At 41.9% G+C, this 26,083-nt stretch carries 19 protein-coding genes; 4 read left to right on the top strand and 15 right to left on the bottom strand.

The window, feature by feature from the left end; translation table 11 throughout:
- The first annotated feature begins 123 nt into the window (after positions 1 to 123).
- Entirely contained in the window at positions 124 to 1,785 is a 1,662-nt protein-coding gene (locus H7992_RS22140; RefSeq protein ID WP_067213351.1) for a sensor domain-containing protein, read from the top strand.
- A gap of 39 nt (positions 1,786 to 1,824) precedes the next feature.
- Here the strand turns inward: H7992_RS22140 and H7992_RS22145 are convergent, their stop codons facing one another.
- From H7992_RS22145 to H7992_RS22160, 4 genes are all read right to left on the bottom strand, one after another.
- Positions 1,825 to 2,280 (bottom strand): threonine/serine exporter family protein, encoded by a 456-nt coding sequence (locus tag H7992_RS22145; RefSeq protein ID WP_067213354.1) that lies wholly within the window; start codon positions 2,278 to 2,280, stop codon positions 1,825 to 1,827.
- Between the two features lie 20 nt (positions 2,281 to 2,300).
- Positions 2,301 to 3,047 carry a threonine/serine exporter family protein gene (locus H7992_RS22150; RefSeq protein ID WP_067213355.1) on the bottom strand — a complete coding sequence of 249 codons (747 nt, stop codon included), beginning with the start codon at positions 3,045 to 3,047 and terminating at the stop codon, positions 2,301 to 2,303.
- Between the two features lie 285 nt (positions 3,048 to 3,332).
- Entirely contained in the window at positions 3,333 to 5,480 is a 2,148-nt protein-coding gene (locus H7992_RS22155) for a beta-propeller domain-containing protein (protein WP_187046058.1), read from the bottom strand.
- Positions 5,481 to 6,079: 599 nt separating this feature from the next.
- Positions 6,080 to 7,273: a GTP-binding protein gene (locus H7992_RS22160; protein ID WP_304627120.1), complete on the bottom strand. Its 1,194-nt coding sequence runs from the start codon at positions 7,271 to 7,273 to the stop codon at positions 6,080 to 6,082.
- A 243-nt stretch (positions 7,274 to 7,516) separates the two neighbouring features.
- Here H7992_RS22160 and H7992_RS22165 point away from each other — a divergent pair, with 243 nt between their 5' ends.
- Positions 7,517 to 9,001: a DASS family sodium-coupled anion symporter gene (locus H7992_RS22165; protein WP_370569921.1), complete on the top strand. Its 1,485-nt coding sequence runs from the start codon at positions 7,517 to 7,519 to the stop codon at positions 8,999 to 9,001.
- 44 nt (positions 9,002 to 9,045) lie between these two features.
- Here the strand turns inward: H7992_RS22165 and H7992_RS22170 are convergent, their stop codons facing one another.
- Positions 9,046 to 10,347 (bottom strand): glycosyltransferase family 2 protein, encoded by a 1,302-nt coding sequence (locus tag H7992_RS22170; protein ID WP_067213360.1) that lies wholly within the window; start codon positions 10,345 to 10,347, stop codon positions 9,046 to 9,048.
- Complete coding sequence (locus H7992_RS22175) at positions 10,344 to 11,126, bottom strand: hypothetical protein (protein ID WP_187046059.1); 783 nt, start codon at positions 11,124 to 11,126, stop codon at positions 10,344 to 10,346. The genes H7992_RS22170 and H7992_RS22175 overlap by 4 nt, the downstream gene beginning before the upstream one ends.
- A gap of 149 nt (positions 11,127 to 11,275) precedes the next feature.
- On the opposite strand from H7992_RS22175, the gene H7992_RS22180 reads away from it, so the two are divergent.
- Positions 11,276 to 12,157: an SDR family oxidoreductase gene (locus H7992_RS22180; protein WP_067213364.1), complete on the top strand. Its 882-nt coding sequence runs from the start codon at positions 11,276 to 11,278 to the stop codon at positions 12,155 to 12,157.
- A 295-nt stretch (positions 12,158 to 12,452) separates the two neighbouring features.
- On the opposite strand, the gene H7992_RS22185 is transcribed toward H7992_RS22180, so the two are convergent.
- The 6 genes from H7992_RS22185 to H7992_RS22210 all read right to left on the bottom strand — a co-directional run bounded on the left by H7992_RS22185 (position 12,453) and on the right by H7992_RS22210 (position 20,365).
- Complete coding sequence (locus H7992_RS22185) at positions 12,453 to 14,654, bottom strand: YhgE/Pip family protein (protein WP_231885731.1); 2,202 nt, start codon at positions 14,652 to 14,654, stop codon at positions 12,453 to 12,455.
- 69 nt (positions 14,655 to 14,723) lie between these two features.
- Complete coding sequence (locus tag H7992_RS22190) at positions 14,724 to 15,293, bottom strand: TetR/AcrR family transcriptional regulator (RefSeq protein WP_067213367.1); 570 nt, start codon at positions 15,291 to 15,293, stop codon at positions 14,724 to 14,726.
- A 160-nt stretch (positions 15,294 to 15,453) separates the two neighbouring features.
- Positions 15,454 to 17,328, bottom strand: coding sequence for a ribosomal protection-like ABC-F family protein (gene abc-f / locus H7992_RS22195; RefSeq protein ID WP_187046060.1), 1,875 nt, complete (start codon positions 17,326 to 17,328; stop codon positions 15,454 to 15,456).
- A 152-nt stretch (positions 17,329 to 17,480) separates the two neighbouring features.
- A complete protein-coding gene (locus tag H7992_RS22200; protein WP_187048039.1) occupies positions 17,481 to 17,618 on the bottom strand; it encodes an RAxF-45 family protein in 138 nt (45 codons plus the stop codon).
- Positions 17,619 to 17,840: 222 nt separating this feature from the next.
- On the bottom strand, positions 17,841 to 19,445 hold the full coding sequence (locus H7992_RS22205; RefSeq protein ID WP_187046061.1) for an ABC transporter permease: 1,605 nt from the start codon (positions 19,443 to 19,445) through the stop codon (positions 17,841 to 17,843).
- Entirely contained in the window at positions 19,445 to 20,365 is a 921-nt protein-coding gene (locus H7992_RS22210; RefSeq protein ID WP_187046062.1) for an ABC transporter ATP-binding protein, read from the bottom strand. The genes H7992_RS22205 and H7992_RS22210 overlap by 1 nt, the downstream gene beginning before the upstream one ends.
- A 156-nt stretch (positions 20,366 to 20,521) precedes the next feature.
- On the opposite strand from H7992_RS22210, the gene H7992_RS22215 reads away from it, so the two are divergent.
- Positions 20,522 to 21,109, top strand: coding sequence for a TetR/AcrR family transcriptional regulator (locus H7992_RS22215; protein ID WP_067213374.1), 588 nt, complete (start codon positions 20,522 to 20,524; stop codon positions 21,107 to 21,109).
- Positions 21,110 to 21,289: 180 nt separating this feature from the next.
- Here the strand turns inward: H7992_RS22215 and H7992_RS22220 are convergent, their stop codons facing one another.
- The 3 genes from H7992_RS22220 to H7992_RS22230 form a co-directional block, all read right to left on the bottom strand.
- Positions 21,290 to 23,023, bottom strand: a complete 1,734-nt coding sequence (locus H7992_RS22220; protein WP_187046063.1) for an ABC transporter ATP-binding protein — start codon at positions 23,021 to 23,023, stop codon at positions 21,290 to 21,292.
- 511 nt (positions 23,024 to 23,534) lie between these two features.
- On the bottom strand, positions 23,535 to 24,698 hold the full coding sequence (locus H7992_RS22225; RefSeq protein WP_187046064.1) for an aminotransferase class I/II-fold pyridoxal phosphate-dependent enzyme: 1,164 nt from the start codon (positions 24,696 to 24,698) through the stop codon (positions 23,535 to 23,537).
- Between the two features lie 604 nt (positions 24,699 to 25,302).
- Positions 25,303 to 26,001: an AIM24 family protein gene (locus H7992_RS22230; protein ID WP_187046065.1), complete on the bottom strand. Its 699-nt coding sequence runs from the start codon at positions 25,999 to 26,001 to the stop codon at positions 25,303 to 25,305.
- Positions 26,002 to 26,083: the final 82 nt, after the last annotated feature.

The following is a 26,083-nucleotide window of genomic DNA, read 5'->3' on the forward strand; positions in this document are numbered from 1 at the left end:
CTAATTTGACTATTAAACTGCTAATATGGCTAATTAATTAATGATTTATCACTTTCATGATGTACAGACACGAGAACTTCCCTATAATAGTAGTATCATCCATATCCGGAAGGGGACATTTTTATGAAGCCAGATTATGGACAATTCGTGCCGGAACTGCCGGACATAATGAATAGTCTTGAACAATTTTATATGGTAACCCGAGCAAATAGTGAAGGTTCAATTATTTACGCAAACAAAAACTTTTTGGAAACAAGTAAATGGACACCAAGGCGGGTGCTCGGAATAACTTTGTGGCAAATGTTCCCGGAAACTGTTGAAGGTCAAAGTCAGGCACATGCCATCTGGAAAAGTATAACGGCCGGGAAAACATGGTTCGGTATGATTGAAAAAATAACACGTTTGGGTAAGCCATATTTCGTGAATATGATTGCTATTCCCAGCATGCCGTCACATGATAAACCGTTTTCCGTTACTTTTCTTGAATTGGATATCACTGAAGACGTACAGTTACGGGACCAGCTACAACAAATTGCATTCATTGACTACGAGACCGGGCTAATGAGTCGTTATAAACTTGAAACGACCGTGACAGAAATTATTGAAGAGGCAAAAAGTTTCTCATTTGTCTTCATAACCATTGATCACTATTATACATTGAAAGACCTTCAATCATCCGAGTCAAAGATAGAACTTATTAAATCATTTTCAAATAGACTTAAGCGATACTTCCAAGATAATCCAATAGCCAGAGTCGGTGCAAATGAATTTATCGTTCTTACCGCCTTCGGTGATTGGTATGTGCGAGGCTTTCTACTATTCCTTGAACAGCAACCGATTTATATCAATAATATTGCCATTCCGTTATCCATTAGCGGTGGCGTCGTCCGCTATCCTGAAGACCAAAAAACCTATAACCATCTTATGAAAGCCGCATTGGCCGCTACAAAAGATGTTATCAATAATGGTGGCGGTAAGATTTCTTCACTTTCAGCAGCTTCACATAAAGTGCTAAATCGGCGGGCAATTATCGACCAAAAAATGTTATCTGCCCTAAATCACCAAAGTTTTAAAGTAGTCTACCAACCACAATTCGATCTTGCGTCTGGAGAAGTGACACTTTACGAAGCCCTCGTTCGGTGGGAGGATGAAGATCTTGGCACTATTACGCCTGACGAGCTTATCCCAATCGCGGAAGAGAACGGTCTCATTCACGATATTGGAGCTTTCGTACTTGAGGAAGCTGCGACCCTCGCCGCACGGTGGAATGAACAAGGCCGTCATGTAGATATTTCAGTAAACACTTCCGTTCGCGAGTTCAGTAATGCACAAATGAAAAACAAAGTGATAGACATCCTTAATAAGACGAAGTGCCCCCCAAGTTGCATTCAATTTGAAATAACTGAGAAATTCGCTTTTCAAGCTGAAGAGGAAAACTCAATCGTCCTTCAGATGAAAGAACTTCAAGACGCCGGGGTCGAGTTCGCACTAGATGATTTCGGTACTGGTTATGCATCATTCAGGTATATGCAGCATCTACCGATTACGAAAGTAAAAATTGATAAGGTATTTATTGACTCCTTGACGACACAGCCAAAAACGCAGAAACTCGTCGAAGGGATGATACGTTTCTGCAAATCGATGGGATTATACATCATTGCAGAAGGCGTTGAAACAAAGGAGCAGTACAAGCTTCTCGAAAAAATGGGCGCAGATGCCGTACAAGGTCATTATATCGGCATGCCGATACCCTCTAACGACATCCAATTTAAGGATATAAAATAATATAACGGAGTATCTCTCATAAGGAGAATACTCCGTTTTTCATATTTTTTTCACTCTTTTCCTTCCGATACCGGACCGGAAAATAAGCTGAATAATTACTTCCGCAAAAACTAGTCCCATGGCAATCGCACCCGATACCATAAATGCACCCGATGCAAATGAGATTGCCGTTAAATAATCTTTTTCAACGATATGCCGCATCGCATTATAAGCCATTCCCCCCGGCACGAGCGGAATGATTCCAGCGACACTGAATATGATCATTGGCGTACGAAAACGCTTAGCAAAAATATGGGCAACGAGTGCAACCATGAACGCGCCCAGGAATGAAGCCTGCATAGGATCTCCCGATATTCCATTAAACAGGCTATAAATAAGCCAACCCGTCATCCCTACAAAACCGCAATAAAACAACATTCTACGTGGGGCATTAAATATAATTCCAAACCCTGTTGCAGCAAGGAAACTAAGAATTGCTTGTACAATCCACGTCAAAACTCAAACCCCTTTTCCATTCAGAAAGATAAAACAAGTGCTACGCCAGCTCCGATTGCAAATGCCGTCAGAAATGCTTCCGCCCCTTTTGACAATCCCGACATAAAATGACCCGCCATCAAATCGCGCACTGCATTCGTAATGAGTAAGCCTGGAACGAGCGGCATGACCGATCCAACGATAATTTTATCGAGTTCCAATCCTAGTCCAGTTTGCACCGCTGCAAATCCGATAAGCCCTATAAATAATGAGCCAACGAATTCCGCAAAAAACTTCACCCTTGTCAACTCATGTATTTTTGTCACTATGACGTATCCAACACCTCCCGCAAAGATAGCGGCGGGGACATCTGTCCAAAGACCGCCATACAAGATTAGAAAGGATCCACTAGCGACAGCTGCTGCGATAATTTGTAGCCAAAGCGGAAACATGACATTTGTTTTTTCGATTTCTTGGAGCTTAGTATACGCTTCTTCAAGTGTATATTCATTTGCAGATAGCTTACGTGAAACGTCATTAACGAGTGCAACTTTTTCAAGGTCCGTCGTCCGGTCCTTTATCCGAATCAGCTTCGTATGATGCGGACTACCTGGTGAAAAAATAATACCTGTCGGCGTAACGAAACTATGAGTGGCTGACAACTGCTGTGTTTCAGCCATTCGTGCCATTGTATCTTCTACACGGTACGTCTCAGCTCCAGCTTCCATCATAAGACGTCCCGCGAGCAGACAACAATCGATTGCTGTCTCTTTGTCCACTATTGACATATTCCGTCCTCCTAACCCAAGTGGTATAAAGTACGATTTTTCTATATATGAGTTGAATGAGTGATCTCACTCCATACCGCTTCGGCTACCCCTGTAAGGCGCCTACGCTAGTAAATATACCGTATTCAATACTTCAACATGTATTGAGAAATAAAACTCAAATTCTCTCCATTAAATAATCTTATCGAAGCTGAAGACAAATGACAATGAACAAAGTGATTTGATCAACTTTCTGCATAAGAAAAGGCCCAGCACTAGGCCGGACCTTTCAACTTTGAATCCTATTCAGTCAATTTGCAAGCTACCAATTAGAGCGAACGTATCGAGCGAGTAATTATTGATTTCCTTCATTGAAACTGTATACAAGATGTCTTTGCTGTACAGCATACGTTGGATTTCTTTCTCCCAATCCCCGTATTGCTCTCCGCGGCTTTTCACTTTCAGTAAATCCCCTTTTAGGACGATACCATGTTCCGGTGTAATTTCGTAAACAAGTGCGCCGGAACTTTGAAAATCAATGTTATGGTCTTTCCCGATTTCATCGTAAATCGATACCGGGAAACCGTATAAATTTCGTCCTTCATGTTGGAACAATGCCTTGTGATCATATTGAATTTGTGAGTATGTTCCACGACCACCAATGATTTCAGTGTCCTTCTCTTTTGGGTTATTGAAATCAGTCACATCAAATAAGGAAACTTTCATACCCATCGTCAAAATAAGTGGCTCTCCCCCTTGTGGATTTTTCTCAGCAACCGTTTCATAACCAAAGCCAATGAGATGGTTTTCGTCAAGCGGATGCAAGTAATTGCTAAAGCCAGGAATCTTCAGCTCGCCAAGCACTTTTGGGGCAGTCGGATCGGCCACATCAATGACAAACAGTGGATCCGTTTCCCGGAACGTTACCATATAAGCCTTATCCCCCATGAATCGTGCAGAGTAGATGCGTTCGCCTTTCGCAAGACCCTCGACGGATCCTGTGGTATTAAGGTTTTCATCCAAAATGAAGAGATGGTTTTTAGATGGTTTTTTATCATCCCACATATTCCCTTCCGTCGTGACGGCACGGAAATAACCATTATGTTCATCCATTGAAAACTGGTTAAGTAAATGCCCTTTCAGTGTGGCTGAATTTTGGAATGTGACAGTTGTCTTGTTCAATGTAAACTTGAATAACTCACTGTTTGCAGTGCCAGGGTTCCAGATCATTTTATTCGATGTGGAGGCGTTCGTTTCGTGAATTGTCGCTGTGAGATATAAATTGTCTTCGGACATGTAAAGCTGCTCACTTCCACCGAGATAGCCTTTTGTCACAACTTTACCTTCTACTAGCGATGAAAGGTCGATGGCTGTAATGACGGAATACGTCGGTTCCATCGCACCCGGTAGAATCGCGATGTCCTTGTAGTCAATCAGTTCGGGATCATCGCCTACTATGGAATCATATACGCGGGGACGAAGCGTGTCTCCGTCGATTTCATTCATGATCCAGAAGTTCGGCTGTACATTCGTTACAAAATACAGCATATCTCCTGTTTTCCGTGCGCCGTTTAGATAGCCTTCCGCTCCGATTTCTCGAATAAGTTTAGGCGTTTTCGGATTCAACACATTATACATTCGAACCGTAGTCATTCCATTCATTGGCCTGCTGATCCTTGCCTCGTTCGTGTCCTCTTCGTTGTTGTAAGGTTCATATTTCTCACCAAGGACAATTAGCGTATCGCCGTGGAGAAATAACTGGGACGGATAAAATTCTTCTTCCATCTTAATTTCCGAAGCTTTTCGGATTTTCTTCGGGTCGCGGATATCGGTAATGGTGACTTTGTTATTGCCCATTACAGTATATATATAGTTACCGTCTGTCTTTACGCTATCAGCTTCATCGACTCCTTCTACTTGATTGTTCGTTGTCGAATGATCTGAACTACTACTTTTAGCAGATTCTAATGTTGCAGTATTTGACGTCGCTGAATCTTCTCTTTCTTCTACGGTAGGATTTGATTGTTGCATGGACTTCGCCCGTTCAAAATAGGCTTCCAACTCTTTTACTGATGCGATGGATTCGATCGTTTCGTGGATAGTAAATTTGATTTCATCGATTGGCAACGATTTTAAGACCTTGCCGTTAAACGCATTTTTCTGGACGTGAAGTGTATATGCCCCTGGTGAAAGGCCCTTTACATATAGTGTCTTACCAGCGTTTTCAAGCGTAACTTCGGCAGTTACCTGCTTTCCATTTCGATCTGTTATATATAAATCATCTGATCCTATTGCCTCCTTTTTCAACGGTGTGGAGAAGTTTGCGTGCCATCCTTGATTGGAAAGCGCAATATTGGATGCCGTAACAGTCACTTTGTCGATGAAAAACGCGAAAGATATTGCAACTACTGTAATGAATGCCGTAATAAAAAGCCAACTAACCTTTTTTCTCAATTTGACCAACCCTTTCCTTTTGGTTTGTTACACCATTAGACTCTGATAGGGCGATTTCGTTTCACTAAACTGAAAATTTTTATTATATATGTTGAATTAAAGAATCCTGCTAAGAACGCTTGGCGCTAGGGGATGCCTCCCGCAATAAGCCAGACGAAAACCCACTGTCTGTCTTATTGCTTCGGCTACCCCAGTAGTCGCCTTCGCTGGTGAGTAGACAGAATCATAAGTTCAACATGTATAGTTCCAGTTTTTTATAACAATACGCTACAAACAATCGATTGAATGAGTAGCAAAGTATGAACTTAGGAAGGATTAGAGATAAGGGGGATGGTAGAACATAGCTCACGGTCGACCGATCATATAACCTTACGAACCGATCATAACTTTCGCACTACCAATCATATAACCCCACGAGCCGATCATAACCTTCGCTCTACCAATCATATAACCTCACGAACCGATCATAACCTTCGCTCGACCAATCAAATAATCTCACGAACCGATCATAACCTTCGCTCGACCGATCATATAACCTCACGGACCAATCATAGCCCACGCTCGACCGATCATATAACCCCATGATCGGATTATTCCCCTTATTCAGCCGCCACGAACTTCGGTAGCGGATCTGCAAATCCTGACCAATTCATTGCCATTTCCTCTTCTGTCAACAAGCAATCATCTAGATCCTCTTCAATCTCTTCTCTGTCCATATCAAGTCCGATGAAAACCAGTTCCGTCTGACGATCACCATGCTTGTCATCCCAACGTTCCAACAATTCCGGGTCGTCGGCGAAAACTAACTTTTGTTGTGCCTTCGGAAGTGCTGCAATCCACTGACCTGCCCCTTGGAATATAATTGAAGAACCAGCCTGCGATAGCAATCCTGCCATATCCGGGCGCGTTGCTAACCAGAAAAAACCTTTCGAACGAACAATTTCTTGTGGGAACCCTGTCAGCCATTCATGCCATCTCTCCGGATGGAATGGACGTCTTCTCCTGTACACAAAAGATGTAATGCCGTATTCATCGGTTTCCGGTACATGTTCCTCGTTTAATTCCTTTATCCACCCCGCCCCTTGACTCGACTTGTCGAAATCAAACAACTGACGGTTCAAAATCTTCACAGGATCCACACGACCGAATTCAATCGGTATGATCTCTGCGTCTGGGTTCACCTTCTTAAGAAAAGCAAAAAATGGCTCTTTATAATCTTCATTAATAAGATCCAATTTATTTACCAATAATATATTAGCGAATTCAAGTTGATCCACCAATAGATCTGCTATATCTCGATGATCGTTTTCATCATCGGTTTGCTTGCGATCGAGCAACGTTTCCCCGCTTTCATAGTCCTTCCAAAAACGGAACGCATCCACAACTGTCACCATACTGTCGAGTCGACATACTTTGGATAAATCGATTCCAACTTCCTCATCAATGTACGTAAACGTTTGTGCCACGGGAATTGGTTCGGAAATACCCGTCGATTCAATGATGATATAGTCAATATTACCTTCAGCCACAAGTTTTTCCACTTCTATCATTAAATCTTCACGTAATGTGCAGCATATACAGCCATTCGACAGTTCAATAAGTTTTTCTTCCGTACGTGAAAAACCGTTGTTTTGTATTAAAGCCGAATCAATATTGATTTCACTCATGTCATTGACGATAACTGCAATTCGTAGTCCTTCGCGATTTGCAAGAAGATGATTTAAAACGGTTGTTTTACCCGCTCCTAAATAACCACTCAACACCGTGACTGGAACTTTTTTTATTTCATTCATAATGGACTGTCCTCTTTTCCTAAATCGTAATGATTACGTTTTAAATATTACACAGAGAGATTCAATAATGCAAGTCGAAAATGAAAAAACCCTTACAAAAACTCATATATTTACGTTTTACAGCTTAAGTTCACAAGTTCCATCGAATTGCTTTAGATTATTAAGTCTATTAGTTTCAATGCCTGCGTTTGTTGGGTAACCTAAAAGTGTAGCTATATTTAAATAAGAAAGGGTCGAATACATTTGGAAAGCACAGAAAATATTACTAAGCCAAAACGAAATTTAAAACCGTATTGGATTGCCCTTGCATTCACCGTCATGATTGTCATCATGCTTCTTCCTAATTCTGGCGACTTGCCTGTAATGGGGCAACGTGCACTCGCTATTTTGGCATTTGCCGTCATTCTTTGGATGACGGAAGCAGTGGCATATCCGGTAAGTTCAGCAATGATTATCAGTCTACTTGCGGTTACGCTCGGCCTTGCGCCGGATATGGCAAATCCCGATGTCATGCTAGGCACAAAATCCGCTCTTCAAATGGCCCTTGGCGGATTCTCCAATTCGGCAGTTGCTCTTGTTGCTGCCGCTCTATTTTTAGCCGCAGCAATGCAAGCGACAAATCTTCACAAACGGTTGGCGCTCTATATCCTATCAAAAGTCGGGGTTAAAACAGGGGCTATCGTTTTCGGCGCCATAATTGTATCCATTGTACTTGCGTTCTTCGTACCAAGTGCAACAGCACGTGCGGGCGCAGTTGTTCCGATTCTACTCGGAATGGTTGCAGCGTTCGGACTACCTCATAATAGTCGGCTTGGTGCACTTCTGGTCATCACTGCTGTTCAATCCGTCTCAATCTGGAATATAGGAATCAAAACCGGAGCCGCACAAAATATGGTTGCGCTCGGTTTCATTGAAAAGGAAATGGGTGTATCCGTCTCTTGGGGAGCTTGGTTCTTGTATGCAGCTCCGTGGGCAATCCTTATGTCTATTGCTTTGTATTTCATAATGATTAAGCTGATTAAGCCGGAAACACAGGTTGTCGAAGGCGGGAAAGAATTGATCCAAGGTCAGCTAAAAGAACTTGGTCCGATGAAATCGTCAGAAAAAAGATTAATTGTTGTCGCACTAGCACTGCTGTTCTTCTGGTCAACAGAAGAAGTACTCCACCCGTTTGATACGACGACAGTGACTCTTGTCGCGATTGCGATTCTGCTCGCCCCAAGAATCGGCGTATTTGACTGGAAAACGGTTGAAAAACTTATTCCATGGGGTACGATCATCGTCTTTGCTGTGGGGATTGCACTTGGTACCGTCCTCTTAGATACAGGAGGCGCTCAGTGGCTGTCCAATAGAGTGTTCGGTGCAATGGGTCTTGACAATATGCCGCTTCTTGCAACGATTGCCTTGCTGTCGTTATTCAACATTCTCATTCACCTCGGATTCGCCAGTGCGACGAGCTTATCATCGGCACTTATCCCGATTTTCATCGCGCTTACCACGACGATTTCCTTGGATGCGAACAGTGTCGGATTTGTCTTGATCCAACAATTCGTTATCAGTTTTGGGTTCCTTCTTCCAGTCAGCGCACCGCAAAACATGCTCGCTTACGGTACCGGTTCATTCACGGTAAAGGATTTCTTGAAATCAGGTATAGCGCTAACGGTTATCGGGTATTTACTCATCCTGCTGTTTAGTGCTACGTATTGGAAATGGATTGGACTTTTATAATATAAAACGAGTTACTTGGAAATCGACTGCCCAAGTAACTCGTTTTATTTTGACTTAAATCTCTCTGTTTTATCCCAGCCAATTGTTTGGCGGTTTTTCTTAGCCTTTATATAAAAGATTAAACTGCGCACGAACAAATAGGAAAATAGCTGTGCGTACGTAAAGTACATAATGACACTGACAAAAATATTAACTGGTGAAAAGGTTCTTTGACTCGCCTGTGCTGCAAATAACTGCGCTGTATACACAATATAGGCAAGATACCAGATGAATAAGAGCGGATAGGTGTATTCGATAAAAAAGACATCAAGGATTCCCAGCACAAACCATATATAGGAAAACACAAGAAAAAACCAAAAAATGACGTAAACAAGCAGCTGATGAATGGAATGGACGAGCAGCTTGCCTTTGAAATAACCTGGTTCTGTTAGTGTTTTTTCTACAATATACAAGTTCCCTTGCAGCCATCTTGTCCGTTGTTTCAAGTAGACGCCAAGCGTTTCAGGCTCTTGTTCCCATGTGATTGACTCTGGGACAATCGGCAAATAATACCCTTTTTGTGTAATACGCAGTGTCAATTCTGCATCTTCCGCAATAGCGTATGGATCGTATCCTCCAAGCTCTTCTATGACCGATCGCTTTACAAGCATGTTCGTGCCAGTAAGTGATCCGGTTTTGAACAATTGCCACCTTCCCGATTGCATAAGCAGTTGAAATACTTGAAACTCAATAGAAATCATTCTTGTAAGCCAAGTGGCTGATTCATTCATCGTTCTTACATATCCGACAGCCCCGCCTGCCCGTTCCTGTGTCTCTGCAATTGCGACCAACTTTACAAGCGCATGCCGCTCTGGTTGATTGTCCGCATCATAGACACAATAATATTTGTTATCCGAAATACTTAGTCCATAATTAAGTACCCTCGATTTTCCACGTGGCTCACCTGGAGGTACTTTTATATGGTGGACATTTTTAAAGGCATTTGCAAACGCATCCGCGATTTCGTCTGTATTATCAGATGAGTTGTCATTCAATATATAAATTTGCAGAATACCTGGATAATCGATTGCAACCATCGCTTCTATTGTGTCCTTAATAACAACTCCTTCATTGTGAGCTGGGATTAAAATATCTACACCCGGATAATAGTCCAATACCGGGATTTTTTTGTTTGTAAGTCGGCTATACAATCCAGCAATCGTTAAAATAGAATAATAAAGGAGCAATACTAAAAAAAGTGCTGTAGTAAAAAACAATAACAATCTAACATTGAATATCACCGCGACTACAAGCAGAGTAAGAAACAGAGAAAAACTCAGAATTAAAACCCAAAGTCGACCTTTCATGTGACCACCGCCGATTCACGCAAGGTCTTATCTCCGTCTATTTTTATTACGGTCCACCTAATCTTCTCGATGGTACCCTCTTCTAGACGTTCTATCATGAGTTTTTCGAGCCGTCCCCTTACAATACCAAGGCCTTCTTCTTCAGTATTCTGAACTAGAACTATCAGTGTTGTATTATCATATTGACCGACGATATCATAGTTTTTCCTAAACGCCGCATACATCATACTTGCTAGAGTATGCATGACTTTCTTCTGAACCGTCCGATTCATATCAATTAAATCTGCTTTTAAATAGAATCCTGTTTCCTGACGGCGGCTCATATTAGATAATATAAGTACCGCCTGTTTCTCAAATTCATGCTTCGTCAAAACGCCCTCTTCCAAAATATATTCTTCTAACTGAGCAATACGGCTTTTTAGTAACCTATTTTCCGTACTAATCTGATAGACATATTTCGACAAGCTATATAACGAAAATAAATGAATCAAGAAAATGAAATGCAGACCGATTGCCAACGCCTGTTCACCCGGTTGCCAGCCTTCTTTAAATGCTAGGAAGAGAATATAGAATACTGTCACAAGCATTAATGTGATATAAAAGAAAAATGCAGCTCTGTCCGACACACTGAAGAATAATAATGCTAGAACACCGAATGCCAAATAGTAATAAAGCGGTACCGCATTGTATGTAATGATCAATATGGCTAGTATCGACAAGAGCCAACTGATTGAGGCAACCGGCAGTTTAATTCGGTCCCAAACTGTTTGATTCCTCAATGAAATCACCTTCTTTCTTATTTTCCTATTCCCTCTTTCAATGGTAAAAAAACCGGTGAAACACTTCTTTTATAGTTAAACAATGTGTTTATAGAAATCGATTCAGGGAATAATCCCTCTATACGACAATCAGCAGAGGAGGAATTATTATGCCAAAAGATAAATACGAAAAAATTGATAATCAGGTTTCAGGGCAGACTCAGGACCAGCAACCTGGTGTAGAGGAGGAAATGAATCCGGCGCCGATTTATGACGATGAGAATTATAAAGGTTCAGGCAAATTGACAGGAAAAAGCGCTTTAATCACAGGCGGCGATAGCGGTATCGGTCGGGCAGTAGCCGTCGCCTTTGCAAAAGAAGGTGCGAATGTAGCGATTGCATATTTGAGTGAACAGGAGGATATTGACGCAGATAAAACGGTGAAGCTCATTGAAGGCTATGGTGGAAAAGCACTGAAAATCCGAATTGATATTAGTGAGGAAGAGCATTGCGAGCAATTGGTGGATGAGGTTGTTAATGAATTCGGTGGTTTGAATATTCTTGTCAACAATGCCGGTAAACAGTTTCCACAAAAAGATATCTCGTTGATTTCAGCCGATCAGCTTCGGGAAACGTTCGACACGAATTTCTTCGGTTTATTTTATATGACGAAGGCGGCTTTGAATCATATGACTGACGGCGATACCATCATCAATACCTCATCTATTACGGCGTATAATGGGTCAAAAGAATTGCTCGATTATTCCGCAACAAAAGGTGCGATTACTTCCTTTACACGTTCTATTGCACTAAACTTGGCCGAAAAAGGAATACGTGTCAACGCCGTTGCGCCTGGTCCAATTTGGACACCGCTCATTCCGGCCACGTTTGACGCAAAGAAAGTCAAAGAACATGGAGCAAACACACCGGTTAAACGTCGAGGCCAACCTGCTGAAAATGCGCCGGCTTATGTGTTTCTCGCTTCAAGTGATTCCAGTTATATGACTGGCCAGACAATACATGTTGATGGTGGCGATTTTGTAGGATCTTGAACGGATTGTATAACCATTCGTAGAAATTCCTATAAGGTATATTACTGCACGTTGTTTAGTTTCTGCAAAGCGTCGTCTAGTTGATGCGATACGTTGCTTAGTTCTTCGGTTACGTTGCGAACTCCGAATTATGTTGTTTAGTTTTAGGCAAACGTTGTCTAGTCGACGCAATGCGTTGTTTACTTTTGGCAGAATGGTGTCTTGTTCAGCCAAAACGTTACGAACTTTTAGCAACTAACAAAAAGCCCCTCTATCACGGAATTCCTTCCGCCTAGAGGGGCTACTTTAACTTAATTTACGCTTCTACTGTTTCTTTTGAATACCTCTTTTTGTAAAGAAGTGCAAAGTATCCGAATGTAATCGCAAGGAACGCGACCATGAATCCGATGAGAATACCGTTATTCATCCAAAGGAATGACATATTGCCTGTTGAGATGGCGGCTTTGAATGCTTGTACGGAATACGTCATCGGCAATAATGTGTTGAAAATTTGCAGTGGTGCCGGTATTAATTCGAGCGGGAATGTCCCTGCGCTTGTCGTCAATTGCAAGATCAGGACAAGGATTGCTACAAAACGTCCCGCGTCTGAAAGAATGGACACGCACATCTGTACAAGCGCAATGAATGTGTAGCTCGTGATGATCGCAGTCAAGACGAATAACGGTGTATTCACTGTTTCCATGCCGAGTGCAAATTTCACAACTCCTGCTGCGATAAGTGCCTGCAATAGACCGACGATCGCCAGCACAGAAACTTTACTTGTGAACCATCCGAATGCCCCTGTCGGTTTAATAGCCGGTTCGACTAGCGGGAAGACGATGGAAAGAAGAAGCGCACCAACAAATAATCCAAGTGACAAGAAGTATGGTGCAAAACCGGTACCATAGTTCGGTACTTGGTTAATGCCATCTTTCTCAACATCTACAGGTGCCCCGACCATTCCATATGTTTTGTCTGTCGGATTCACTTCACTAGCAGTTCCATTTGCTTCCGCAAGTTTTTCTTGCAGCGTCAATGTTCCTTCATCAAGTTCAACTATGCCATCAGCAATTGTCGCTGATCCTTTAGCAAGTTCTTGCGATTTAGATGCAAGTGTTTCTGTTCCTGTTTGTAGTGTACCCGTTCCTTCTGTTAATGAAGTGAGGCCTGTTGCAAGATCGGATGACCCTTTCTGTGCAGCCGTGACGCCTTCAGAAAATTGTTTCAATCCAGCTGCAAGTGTATCGTTGCCTGACGCAAGAGCGTTCGCCCCTTCAATTAGTTGTGGGGAAGATCCGTTCAACTTCTCTAACCCAGCAAGTCCTTGACTATGTGCGCCGGAAAGTTGACCTGCAGCGCCATTTAAATCTGTGGTACCTGCCGCCATTGAAGCTGTACCAGCAGATAATTCTTTCATTCCGCCAGAAAGTTCAGCGCTTCCTTGTTTCAATTGGCCGAGTGTTTCTTTGATTGCAGTTTGTTGTTCCTCTGAAAGTTCAGCAAGAACAGGAGCGAGCTGTGTAGACAACCCCTCAATTCCAGCAGTTAAATTTCCGGCCGCACCAGAAAGCTGACCTGCCGCACCATTCAATTGCCCTGATTTCTCTTTCAATGTCCCAACAGCTGCGTTAAATTCTTGTTCCTTCTGACCCATTTGACCGTAACTTGCGGTCAATTGGCCGACACCTTCTGTATAGCCAGCGATGCCATCCTTAAGTCCTCCAGCTCCTGCTGACGCCTTTTGTGCACCTGCAAGAAGATCTTTTGACCCTTGCGATAAAGTACCGAGTCCTTTATTCAACTCATTGGCACCTTTAGCTGCATCGTTCGCTCCTTGTGCAAGTTTCTGTGAACCATCCGCAAGTGTAATCGTGCTACTTGCCAACGTTTCAAGATACCCTTTCAATTCATCTGCACCTGATGATAGTTTTGCGGCACCATCATGTAATTCACCGGCGCCGTCCGCCGCTTCACCGAATCCATCGCCCATTTCCGTAATGGAATCAAAGAGCTTTTCCGCGTACGTTGAAGCGACTTGTTCATTCACTTCTGCACGGATCCGATCCATTGCCGTTTCTCCGATCTGAGCAGATAGGAAGTTGAACCCTTCATTTGGCTTATAGACAATTGTCAGTTTTTCCGGTTCATCATCCAAAAGTGTTGTTGCATGTTCGGAGAAGTTTTCCGGTATTTCAATTACGACGTAATAATCTTCATTTTCGAGCCCATTTTCTGCATCTGATTTTGATACTTTCTTAAAATCAAACTGCTTACTGTCAATTAATTTATCGGTCAGTTCCTTCCCAAGGGCCAGTTGTTTGCCGTCCATTTCCGCCCCATTATCAAGGTCGACGATTGCAACAGGCAAATCACTCATATTGGCATATGGATTCCAAAACGCCCATAAAAACATGCCTGCATAAAGGACAGGGATAAACAATATAGCTATCAGTGGAACGATTATTTTTTTTGAACGTAAGAGCAGTTTCCACTCTGCCCATGTCATTGAATTTTTCATCTATTTACTTCCTCCTGTACTGGTTGACCACTTTTCTCAAGTAGTCATTTCAGAATAAAAAATAAAGTCTCAAACTAAGAGACTTTTAAAAATGGTCCCATTTAATAACGCAGCGATACGCTCTTCCGATAGCTCTTCATCGTGGGTTTTATCCCAGTCTGAGACAAGTGCGAGGTATGCTTTAAATAACATATATGCGACAAGTTCTGTATCGCAAGGCTTTACTTCACCTTTGGCAATTCCCTTTTCGATCTTCTCTTTTACATAAAAAACGATTTCTTTTTCAATTGCCTGTAGCACTTCACCTACGGCAGGTGTACGCAGTTCTTTTTCTTCATCTATTAACTTCACATACAATTGATGCGTTCCACGGAATTTGAGCATTTGCATCAGTCTAGCATGGGCATTTTGTTCAAAAGGTGCACCTTCAACAGAAACAGCATCTGCTTCCGCACGCATTTCGTTAATCATCTTCAATACAATGGCATTGAACAGTTCTTCTTTATTGGAGAAGAACGTATAGATTGTTCCTTTGCCGACATTCGCAATTTTCGCAACTTGGTCCATCGTTGTTGCTTTATAGCCGAACAGCGAAAATGATTTCGCGGCTCCCTCGAGAATTTCTTGCCTGCGGTCCATTTTCCCACCTCACTTTGAATGGATTATTTTATTGACCATAAAACCATTTCGGTCATCTAGTCACTATATTACTCCGCCTGAAAGAATTATGCAAGTTTTTTTTAAGAACGAAAAAGTCTGGGAAAGGATTACTCCCTCCCAGACTGTATACACTCCGTACCTATTCTACTTCTCTCATCCATATTTCATAATAAGACTCTAGCTCTTGTTTAATCACGGTAACTTCCGCCATGATTGATTCATATTTCATCCAATCAGATTCGTCTTCCGCTTCCTTTTCCAATGAATCGATTTTTTGTTCAAGTCTCGCTATTTCTTGTTCCACGTTTATAGTTACTTCTTTTTCCTTTTTATCTATCTTCGGCTTTTTCACTGCAATGGGTTCAGGCACTCCGACTACCATGCGACTTTGAATCTCTTGCCACTTTTCACGTGCCCAATTATAGGGTCCTTCAAATGTCGTCATGAGTCCATCTTCCAACCATGCTGTGCGAGAGAATAATTTATTCAAGAAATAACGATCATGTGAAACGGCAACGATTGTACCCGTAAAGTCTTCCAGTGCCTCTTCAAGCACTTCACGTGACTCAATATCCAAATGGTTTGTTGGCTCGTCAAGCACAAGGAAATTAACGTCCTGGTACATCAGCTGTGCCAATCGAAGCCGCATGCGCTCTCCACCGCTTAGGTCGCCAACTCGCATGAATACATCTGGACCGTAAAACATAAACTTCGCTAATATATGTCGGGCTTCCCCTTCGGCAATAGTTACTTCACCCCGAAAGACATCTATCAAACGCGCCTTCGGATCCGAAATTTCAAAGTGCTGCGACAAGAATCCGATTTTCACATTACTTCCCACTTTACTCATTCCAGTGTCAATCGGAAGCTCACCTAAAAGAATTCTCAGTACGGTCGATTTCCCGCATCCATTCCGCCCTACAATCGCTGTTCGATCCTTCCAATACACATGGAAGTCCGCACCCTTCAATAGCTCCTGTTGACCAAATGATTTCGTGATTCCTTCCATTACAACGACTTCCTTACCACTCCGTGGTGCAGCTTCAAACGACAAAGTCATTTTCTTCGGGTCGATAAGTGGCTTTCTTACCTTTTCCATCCGTTCTAGCGCCCGTTCCATATTGCGCGCTTGTCGGTGCAATCCAGGGTTTGGAGGATTGGCTTCATTTGCCCATTGGTGGAGCCGTTTAATGGCCTCTTTCATTTTTTTAATTTTCTTTTGTTGCTCTTCGTAATTTTGGAATTCCCTCATGAGACGCGCTTCTTTTTCTAGAATAAAGGCAGAATAATTCCCGTAATAAAGATGAATCTCCCCTTCTTCAAGATCAGCAACCTTCGTCACGACACAATCCAAGAAGTAACGGTCATGTGAAATAATAACTACTGTTCCTGAGTAATCCGTTAAATATGCTTCCAACCATTCAACTGCAAATAAGTCCAAATGATTCGTCGGTTCATCCAATAACAACAAATCAGGTTTCGTTAATAATAGCTTCCCAAGCATAATCTTCGTCTGTTCGCCACCGCTCAATTGCACAAAAGAACGTCCAACAAACGGTTTCAATTGCAATCCATTGATGACTTTCTCAATTTCCGAATCTACGGCATAGCCCTCACGATTGGCGAATTCCTCCTGTAAATCTCCGTATACCCGAAGCAACTTATCCATGTCCGCGTTTCCGGCATTGGCTAGCTCTGCTTCTAACTCCGACATTTTTGCCTGCATTTCTTTTAGTTCTACAAATGCACTGTTGAGCACATCATAACCGGTCGTTTCTTTTTCATATAAAGGGATTTGCGCTAAATAGCCTATCTTTGTACCCTTTTTAAAATGAATTGCCCCACTGTCAGGTTGCTCCGCTCCCGAAATCAACTTAAATAACGTTGTTTTCCCACTACCGTTCCGTCCGACAACACCTAATTTATCACCTGTTTTAATGTCCAAAGAAAGATTCTCAAAAATCATATTCCCACCGAGCATTTTGCTTATTTGTTGAACTGTACATATCATCATTTTCCGCTTCCCCTCGTCCTGTTTTCACAACTGGAAGCATCTCACGAAAAGAGCTAGCGCCTTGGTAGACCCAAAAAGCACTGGAGTCTAGACAACAAAAAAGACCGCGTGTAAGCGATCTTCCCCTTAAAAATTTTCGCAAGGAATGCATGCTAAACAGCTGTGTGATTACTGAAATTGTCTAGAAAAGACAGACTCGTCCCGTCGACTGCAATTTCATGAGTAATCGCACATGAAGTGGCTAAATATTCCAATAGACTTCCACGTGCATACACAGTGTCTAACATCATTCCTCACCCCCGCTCACTAATAGTAAGAATAGTTTAACACGGATAGGTTTTTATGGCAAGAATTGTATAGATGACTTCTATACAACATTTAGGACAAGTGAATGTACACGAGGTTACTTAAAATCATGTTTTGTTAATAATATTTCACATATTATTAACAAGAGTACATCACTTAGATATTCTTGAGGTGTACTTTTGGTTTTATCAGAGTACAAATATAGCTCAGCCTTCAATATCCCGTTTCGAATACCCGATAAAGCCGACAATCACTAACACACCCGCAAAAACTGTCAGTATGAAGAACATCATAAAATTCATACCTTCAACAGGAAGTTGAGGAATATGACCATATGGAGATAGATTACCCATCCATTCCGGAAATTTAAGCAACCCACCTAAGTAAACAACAATGAATGAATAGAGCAAGTATACCCAAGTTAAACTCGTCACTCTCGGTGCAATCCCAATGAGAAGTACCGCAAACCCAATCATAATCCATATCGCAGGGAGATAAACCATTGCCGCCCCGTAAATCATTCCAAAAGAGATACCCCCGTCTATAACGACTACACCTGCTGACCAAAGACCGATTGCTGTAAGAGACAACATTACAAAGCTGACGGCAATGGCAACGCTAAACGTGCTGCCCATCAGCCGCGAACGGGATACCGCCCGACTTAGTAAATGCTCCGTACGCTCCTTCCTCTCTTCCCCTATCAACTTGAGCATGGCCATTAGAGCCGGAATTGTGCAGATCATCGCCATAATGGACATAAGCATTGGGATGAATTGTTCTGTTAATGAAAGCCCTTCAACAGGTGCTATAAGATCCTTCATTATGTCGATATCTTCAAAGAAGGAATCCAAGTCCCCTAAAACCGAGCCATAAGAGGCGCCTAGCACGTACATTCCAATTGCCCAGGCTATTAACGATGTACGCTGAAGCCTTACCGTCAACCCAAGCGGGCTTTGTAAAAAGGCTGATGCATGTTTTTTCCCAGGTTTGGAGGATAAAAATCCCGATCCTAGATCACGGATAGCATTCAGATAGAGTGCGACAATGACCAAGATAAGTGCGGCACCAATCGTCAGTAAAATTGGCCACCAGTAATTATTCACATATACTTGCGCACCCAATACCCAACCAAACGGCGAAAACCAAGAAAGTCCCTCATTGCCTACATCCCCTATTGCACGGATGAAATAAGCAATACCCAACGCTGTAAAGGATAATCCGGTCGTGCCTCGAGAACTTTCCGAAATCTGTGCAAACACTGCAGTTAGCGCTGTGAAAAAAATACCTGTTGCCGCTAAAGCCGCTCCATATAAGAGCGAACCTTCCATACCCATACCTTCTATATTCAGAACGGACAAACCAATACCGATAATGAGCGCCATGATGACATTCACTCCGCATATAACAAGAATGGTTGCATGTAAATTTGATAATCGTCCAGTAGGAAGCGAACGGATCATTTCAATACGTCCGTCCTCTTCATCCGCTCTTGTATGACGTACAACAAGTAAAATACTCATAATTGCAACTGCCACAGCTGTGAAGAGCAACATTTGGTGAGCCATCATAGCACCTGACGTGTAATTTTCTAAGCCATATCCTTTACCGACCATCGCAGTCATGGCAGGGTTCTTCATCGTTTCAGCAATTGCCTGTCTGTCTTGCTCCGTCGCGTAAAGATCTGTAAATGAGAGGGCGATAGAAAATGTAAGAATCGCTAAAGATAGCAACCAAATCGGAAGTCGGATACGATCTCTTCTTATGATTAAACGAGATAAAGTTCCAGTGTTTTTGTACAAATGCTTCGCCATTAAGACGCACCTCCCACTCCCGTTTCTTCAGTTCCCTCAGAGTTTCCTTCATAGTACCCCATAAATAAATCCTCTAAAGTTGGTGGTGCACTTTCCAATTTCACAATACCGAATTGACTAATATGTTTCATAACAGTGGCCAATGCTTCAGTTTCTACTTGGAATGACAGTGCTTGATTTTTCTCTTTAATATCATAGACACCTGTTATTTCTTGTAACAACGTAATCGGTTGTTTTGTCTCTACCAAAAGATTTGTACGGGTTAAATGTCGTAATTCACGTAAAGTTCCTGTTTCGATAATCTTCCCTTGCCTAATAATACCGACCCTGTCACACAACTTTTCTACTTCAGATAAAATATGACTGGAAAGTAGGACACTCTTCCCTGCTCTTTTCACATCCATCACACACTGTTGGAAAACTTGTTCCATTAACGGATCAAGGCCTGACGTCGGTTCATCCAATATATAAAGATCTGCTTCTGACGAGAAGGCAGCAATCAACGCCACCTTTTGCCGGTTTCCTTTTGAATACGTTCTACATTTTTTAGTTGGATCTAAATCGAATTTGCGAATGAGTTCCTCACGCCGACTTTCATGATTTGCCCCTCGCAATTTCACGAATAAATCAATTACCTCACCACCGGTTAAATTTGGCCACAGATTCACATCTCCAGGCACATAAGCAATACGCTTATGTATTTCAACTGCGTCTTCCCACGCATCTTTACCAAAAATCTCAACAGTTCCCTCTGTTGCCTTTAAAATTCCGAGTAATACGCGGATAGTGGTAGACTTTCCAGCACCATTCGGACCGATGAAACCAAAAACTTCTCCTTTGTTCAATTCAAGGTCTATTCCATCTAAAGCTGTAAAACCACCGAACTTTTTCGTTAAATTGGTCGTTTTTAATACAGTCATTGTTAATCCCCCATTCATAAAAAACGTATTAGTTTTGAAATATTATAGTCTTTATAGTTCATAATATAAGAAAACAAACTCCTTAGCAATAGTTTATGCACTATTTATATTGTTTTATTACATATCTTCCGCTAAACTAGCAATGAGGTGAAAGAGGTGGATGGATTTCAACGACGTAGAGAACAAAAAGAAAATGCGATTCTACAAGCCGCATTGACATTATTTATGGATGCTGGTGTCCAAAAAGTTTCGATTGCTGAAATCGCTGCGAAAGCGAATGTATCTCAGGTTACGATTTATAAATACTTTGAAAGTAAAGAAAATTTAACCCAGCTCGTTCTCAAATTCTATGTAGACCAAATATGGGAAGAACAAAAAAAGCAATTAAATAGTGATCTTCCTTTTTTGGATAAAATAAAGCAAATTACTTTCAGCAAAAGTGACTATGCAAATCAATTTAACAGCCAATTTTTCCAATACTTTATGAATGATTATTCAACCGGAAAAAGTTATGTTGAAGAAATATATACAAGAGAAGCAATTCCTCGCATGATTGCTTTGTTTGACGAGGGAAAAGAGCAAGGGTTTATTGATCAAAACATGTCGAATGAAGCAATTTTAGTTTATATGCAAATGTTTAAAGACTATTTACAGCAAAAAGATGTCTCCTTAACTGTACTCCCGATGACTGAAGATCTTATAACGCTTTTCTTTTATGGGATAGTCGGAAAAAAAGAGGAGTAAACCTCGTTAACATACAAAAAGGTGTTGCCCTATGAGTCGCTAAATTTCCGACTTGTGGGCAACACCTTTTTTAAAAGATAAGTATACGTTTTCAACTAGGTGCAGTGTCTAGTTCCAGACGACCTCTGTTTTTCATGTACAATATAAAGCAAATCGAACAGCTCTTCCCTATTTTCTCTCTTACGCCAATTGTTGTTCAGCAAATTCACGATACAACGCATGTGATTGTATCAATTCTTTATGAGTTCCACTGCCCGTCACTTGCCCATTTTCGATGAAAATGATTTTATCTGCATCGACAATAGTTGATAACCTGTGGGCAATGACGAATGTTGTACGCCCTTCCATCAATCGCGTCAGTGCATCTTGAACGACGCCTTCCGATTGGCTATCCAGGCTCGCAGTTGCTTCGTCCATCATCAAGATCTTTGGATCCCGTAAAAAAGCACGAGCGATGGCGATACGTTGCCTTTGCCCTCCAGAAAGTTTCACACCTCGTTCGCCGACTTCTGTATCCAATCCTTTCGAAAATGTTTTAACAAATTCGTCGGCATACGCCATTTCAGCGACTTCCCAAAGCCTTTGATCCGAAATGTTTGCCCCATTTTCTAAACCGTAACATAAGTTTTCACGAATTGTCCCTGCCATCATGGCACTCTCTTGTGAAACGTAACCGATTTGACTACGCCATGACGCCATCGACAACTCTTTTATCGGCACTCCGCCAATTTGAATATCACCGGATGTCGGTTCGTAAAAACGCTCAAGTAATCCGAACATTGTCGTTTTCCCTCCACCACTCGGTCCGGCGAATGCAATCATTTCACCAGGCTGGGCCTCAAAGGACACATTTCCAATCACTGGCTCGTCGTCTTCATAGGCAAACGATACGTCCACAACTTGAATTGGTTTGTTCGCAATATCCATCACCAAGCCATCTTGCCCTTCTTCCAATGGCAATTCCAAAATGTCGATAATACGCTCTGTTGCGCCTTTCGCTTTCTGCAATTGCGTGAAGAACATCGCAAATGATGTAATCGGAAAAATAATTTGGAACAGATACAATAGGAATGCAACAAGTGCACCTGTCGACATTGTACCGTTCGCAACACGCATACCGCCATATCCGATAATCATGACAATGACCACCATAACAACTAGATACATAAAGGGAGCAATCAGAGCAGTGATTCGAGCTTCTTTCAAGCCAAAACCGAGTAATTTCCCGATTCCAGCTTTTCCACTCGCCTCTTCGTTCTGTTCAGCATTAGAAGCCTTCATCAAACGGATTTCGCCAAGTGTCTGTTGAATATTGCCTGTGAATATAGCTGTTTCATCTTGTAATCCACGCGAAATCTTCGCCATTTTGGTGCCTAATGGAATCATAATTCCCACTGTAATTGGAACCGAAATCAACATGATAAGTGTCATTTTCCAATCCATAATAAGCAGGATAGTCACCGCACCTATAATCGAAATGATACCCGTAATGAATTGCGGGAAATGTTGCGTAATCAATTCTTTCACGATTCCCGTATCATTGACGACACGGCTCACCGTTTCACCGCTAGATTCCTTGTCAAAATGACTGACAGGCAAACGAAGTAGTTTTGTCCACATTCTTTCACGTAATCTCGCAACTACTTTTTGTCCTACATAACTCAGCAAATAAATGGATACCCCATCAATTACTGCTTGAACAATAAATGCTACCCCGATAGCAATCATTATCGGGACGCTTAACGATGCAACTGAAAAGCCATCCACTAGGTTTTTCGTTAGTAAAGGAACAACCAAACCTGCAAGTGTTGTCAACACACCTGCCGTCAAGCCGACAGCCAAAGCTAGCTTCGGGATTCCTGTTGATAAAATCAGAGAGAAAAACGGCTTCAAGCCGACTTTTTTCTTGTCCATAGTTTTTAACTCCATTCCGTTGAATCTTTTAATAAGTTCATTTTAGTAGATGTATGTAAACTCAATATCAACAAACTCCGTTTTGTCACTCGAAATATATAAATCCAACAACTTATTTTGAACGCATCTATCCAAAGGAACTTGGTAAGATACCCCGGTTTGCAAATTGGATTACCGGGAAGACCATTCAAGTTCTCGGGACGGATTATTCCCGTGATATCATTACAATAGAACCCATAAAATCGGATCATCATAACGTTGAATACGCGAGAAAAGTTGCACAAGATTCACTTGACTACTTAAACTATATTAACAGGAACCAAATCCGAGCGTTCACTATTCATATAATGTGTGCAGAGTATTAGGATTGCTTGATTATCGTATATAGTAAAATCTTAACCCAATTCAATCTATAAATACACTTTATAAGATTGACCCGTACTTTAAAAAAACTCCGCATAAAAAGGTTAGCAGGGACAGAAATCTCCGTCCCACGCTAACCTTACACCGCTTAAATACTTAAATTCCGTAATCGATCAACCGCTTTCTGCAGCACAGCCACTTTCTGAACAAGCGCCAACCGAACGAATCCAGCGCCTTCAGAGCCGAAGATGCTACCAGGAACCATGACGACGCCGCATTGGTCAATCACTTTAAATACAAATTCCTTGTCGTCCATCTCGAACGGATACTTTGCCCAGACAAACATCCCACCGTTTGAAGGAGTAGCAGACCAACCAATCTCCTCCATGCCTTTCATTAATACCTTATGGCGCGCAGAAAATTCTGCCCGCAGGCGATCCGTAATCTCTTCCGCATTATCGAGTGCCATGACAGCCGCTTCCTGAATCGGACCGAACGTTCCATAATCCAAATTCGATTTGAGTTGTCTTAAAATATGTACTATCTCAGCATTACCAACGATATAGGCGATACGTGCACCGGCAAGGCTAAAGCTTTTAGATAATGAATTAATCTCCATTCCGACCTCCATTGCACCGGGAGTCGATAGAAAACTAATTGGAGAACCGCCTGTAAAATAGTATTCAGAATAAGCAGCGTCATGAAGCACAATAATATTGTATTTCTTGGCGAAAGCTACTACTTTCTCGAAAAATGCACAATTCGGCATAGCAGGAACAGGGTTTCCTGGTAGATTCAAAATCAGCAATTTAGCTTTTTGTGCAACGTCTTCAGGAATTTCATCCAAATTAGGTAGAAACCCGTTTTCTGCACGTAACGGCATCTCATATGGAACAGCGCCAGCAAGCTTAATGCCAGCCTCATAAGCTACGTAAGCAGGATTCGTTGTCAACACAAAGTCCCCTTCATTGCAAAAAGCGAGTGGCAGATGGACAAGTCCTTCTTGAGAACCCATTGTTTGAATGATTTCCGTTTCAGGATTGAGCGTAACACCGGAACGTCGTTCATAATAATTCGCGACGGCTTCGTTAAAACGTTTTGTGCCGCCAAGTGTATAGCCATATGTATTCGCCAGAGCGCTTTGTTCTGATAACACACGTCTCACTTTTTCGTCAGGAGGAAGATCCGGACTCCCAAGACTTAAATCAAAGACTTCAGCTCCCGTTGCTTTTTTCGCTTCGGCTGCTACTTTTAAATCGCCGAAAATGGCAGGTGCAAAAATGGACATTTTTAACGAAGGTTCAATCTTCAATGGGAAACACTCCTTGTTTGTGGGAAATTGTTTTTAAGGAGTATTTTATCACAAACCATGTAACTAGTGTAAATAAGGTTGTAAAATAGGTAATTTAATTAACCATTTATTCGCATAAAATACTGGCGAGAAGGGCTTGATAACCTCCATTTCCACTGGACTATTTTCGGCCCGCTTTCGACTAACTATTCATGACAGATTTACTGAGGGGTACTAGTGTGCTCAAGGGGAGAATGCAGTTATTTTGGAAGAAAAGAATTTATGACATTCTATATAGTGTGTAAGTGTCCGCTCGGAACGGAAATCAACGGGATTGAAGGTAATCGTACTTTTTCAGTGCCCTCATACGTGTACTTATGAATTTGGAGCGCGACGGCTGAAGGACCACCATACGATTACCGAAAGGATGTGTAGGGATGCGACTTTGTCGCATCCCTACACATCCAGACATCTCGATAGATAATGGTAGAGTAGTCGTTCAATCCAAGAAATCCAATTGCAACTATGCACGTAGCACCCAGTATGTGCTCATTTCATTTACTGGTTGGTTAATCAACAGACGTGGCATTCCATATCTTTGAATTCAACAGCACAAGCTTGTTGGTCACGAGGATCCATTCCCAGCCATATAAACTTCTTCAAACGGTTGAATGATAACGAAACCTTCACCGCTAAACTCCATTTGAATCGATTCTCCACTACCGCGACCAAAGAAGGTCTTAATACTAATATCTGTTCGGAACTCCGGTGTTAAATGGCCAGACCAGGCGACCGTTGCATTAGGATCTGTAACGACGGGTTCTCCAGGATGGACAAGTAGCGTTAGCGGCTCGAAATGGGTAGTAATCGCAACCTTCCCCTTCCCTTTCAATGTTACGTTGAACAGTCCACCAGACATCATGCCTGCCACTTTCTTCATAAGCTTAATATCCCATTCAATAGTTGGCTCAAACGCAAGAAGATCATTGCCGTTCACCGTAATCGATTCATTATTCAAATCGAAAATGGTTATCTTCTTCCCTTGATCCGCTAAGTAAAGCCGACCATTCCCTGTTGCTTTCATCAGTGAAGTACCTTCACCCGTGAGCGCTTTTTTAAACATCATGCCTACACCATGCTCAAGCACCTTTTCCCGCTCGAATTTAATCTGACCCGCATATGAGATCATGGAGCCCATCTTTGCCCAGACAAAGTCGGTTAAATTCACTTCCAGAATTCGCGGTGTTTCCAATTCAAAGTATTCACTTTCCCGCTCATCCTGCTTTGTTTGTTTAATGAATTCATTAATCGTATATTTCCCCATCTATATCTCCCCTTTCGTAACAATGCCTATTACTTATTATCGAAACTTAATCTTCGACTGTCATTGTACCAAGAAAAAATCC

It is taken from the genome of Sporosarcina sp. resist, from assembly GCF_014302295.1.
GTDB classification, from domain to species: domain Bacteria; phylum Bacillota; class Bacilli; order Bacillales_A; family Planococcaceae; genus Sporosarcina; species Sporosarcina psychrophila.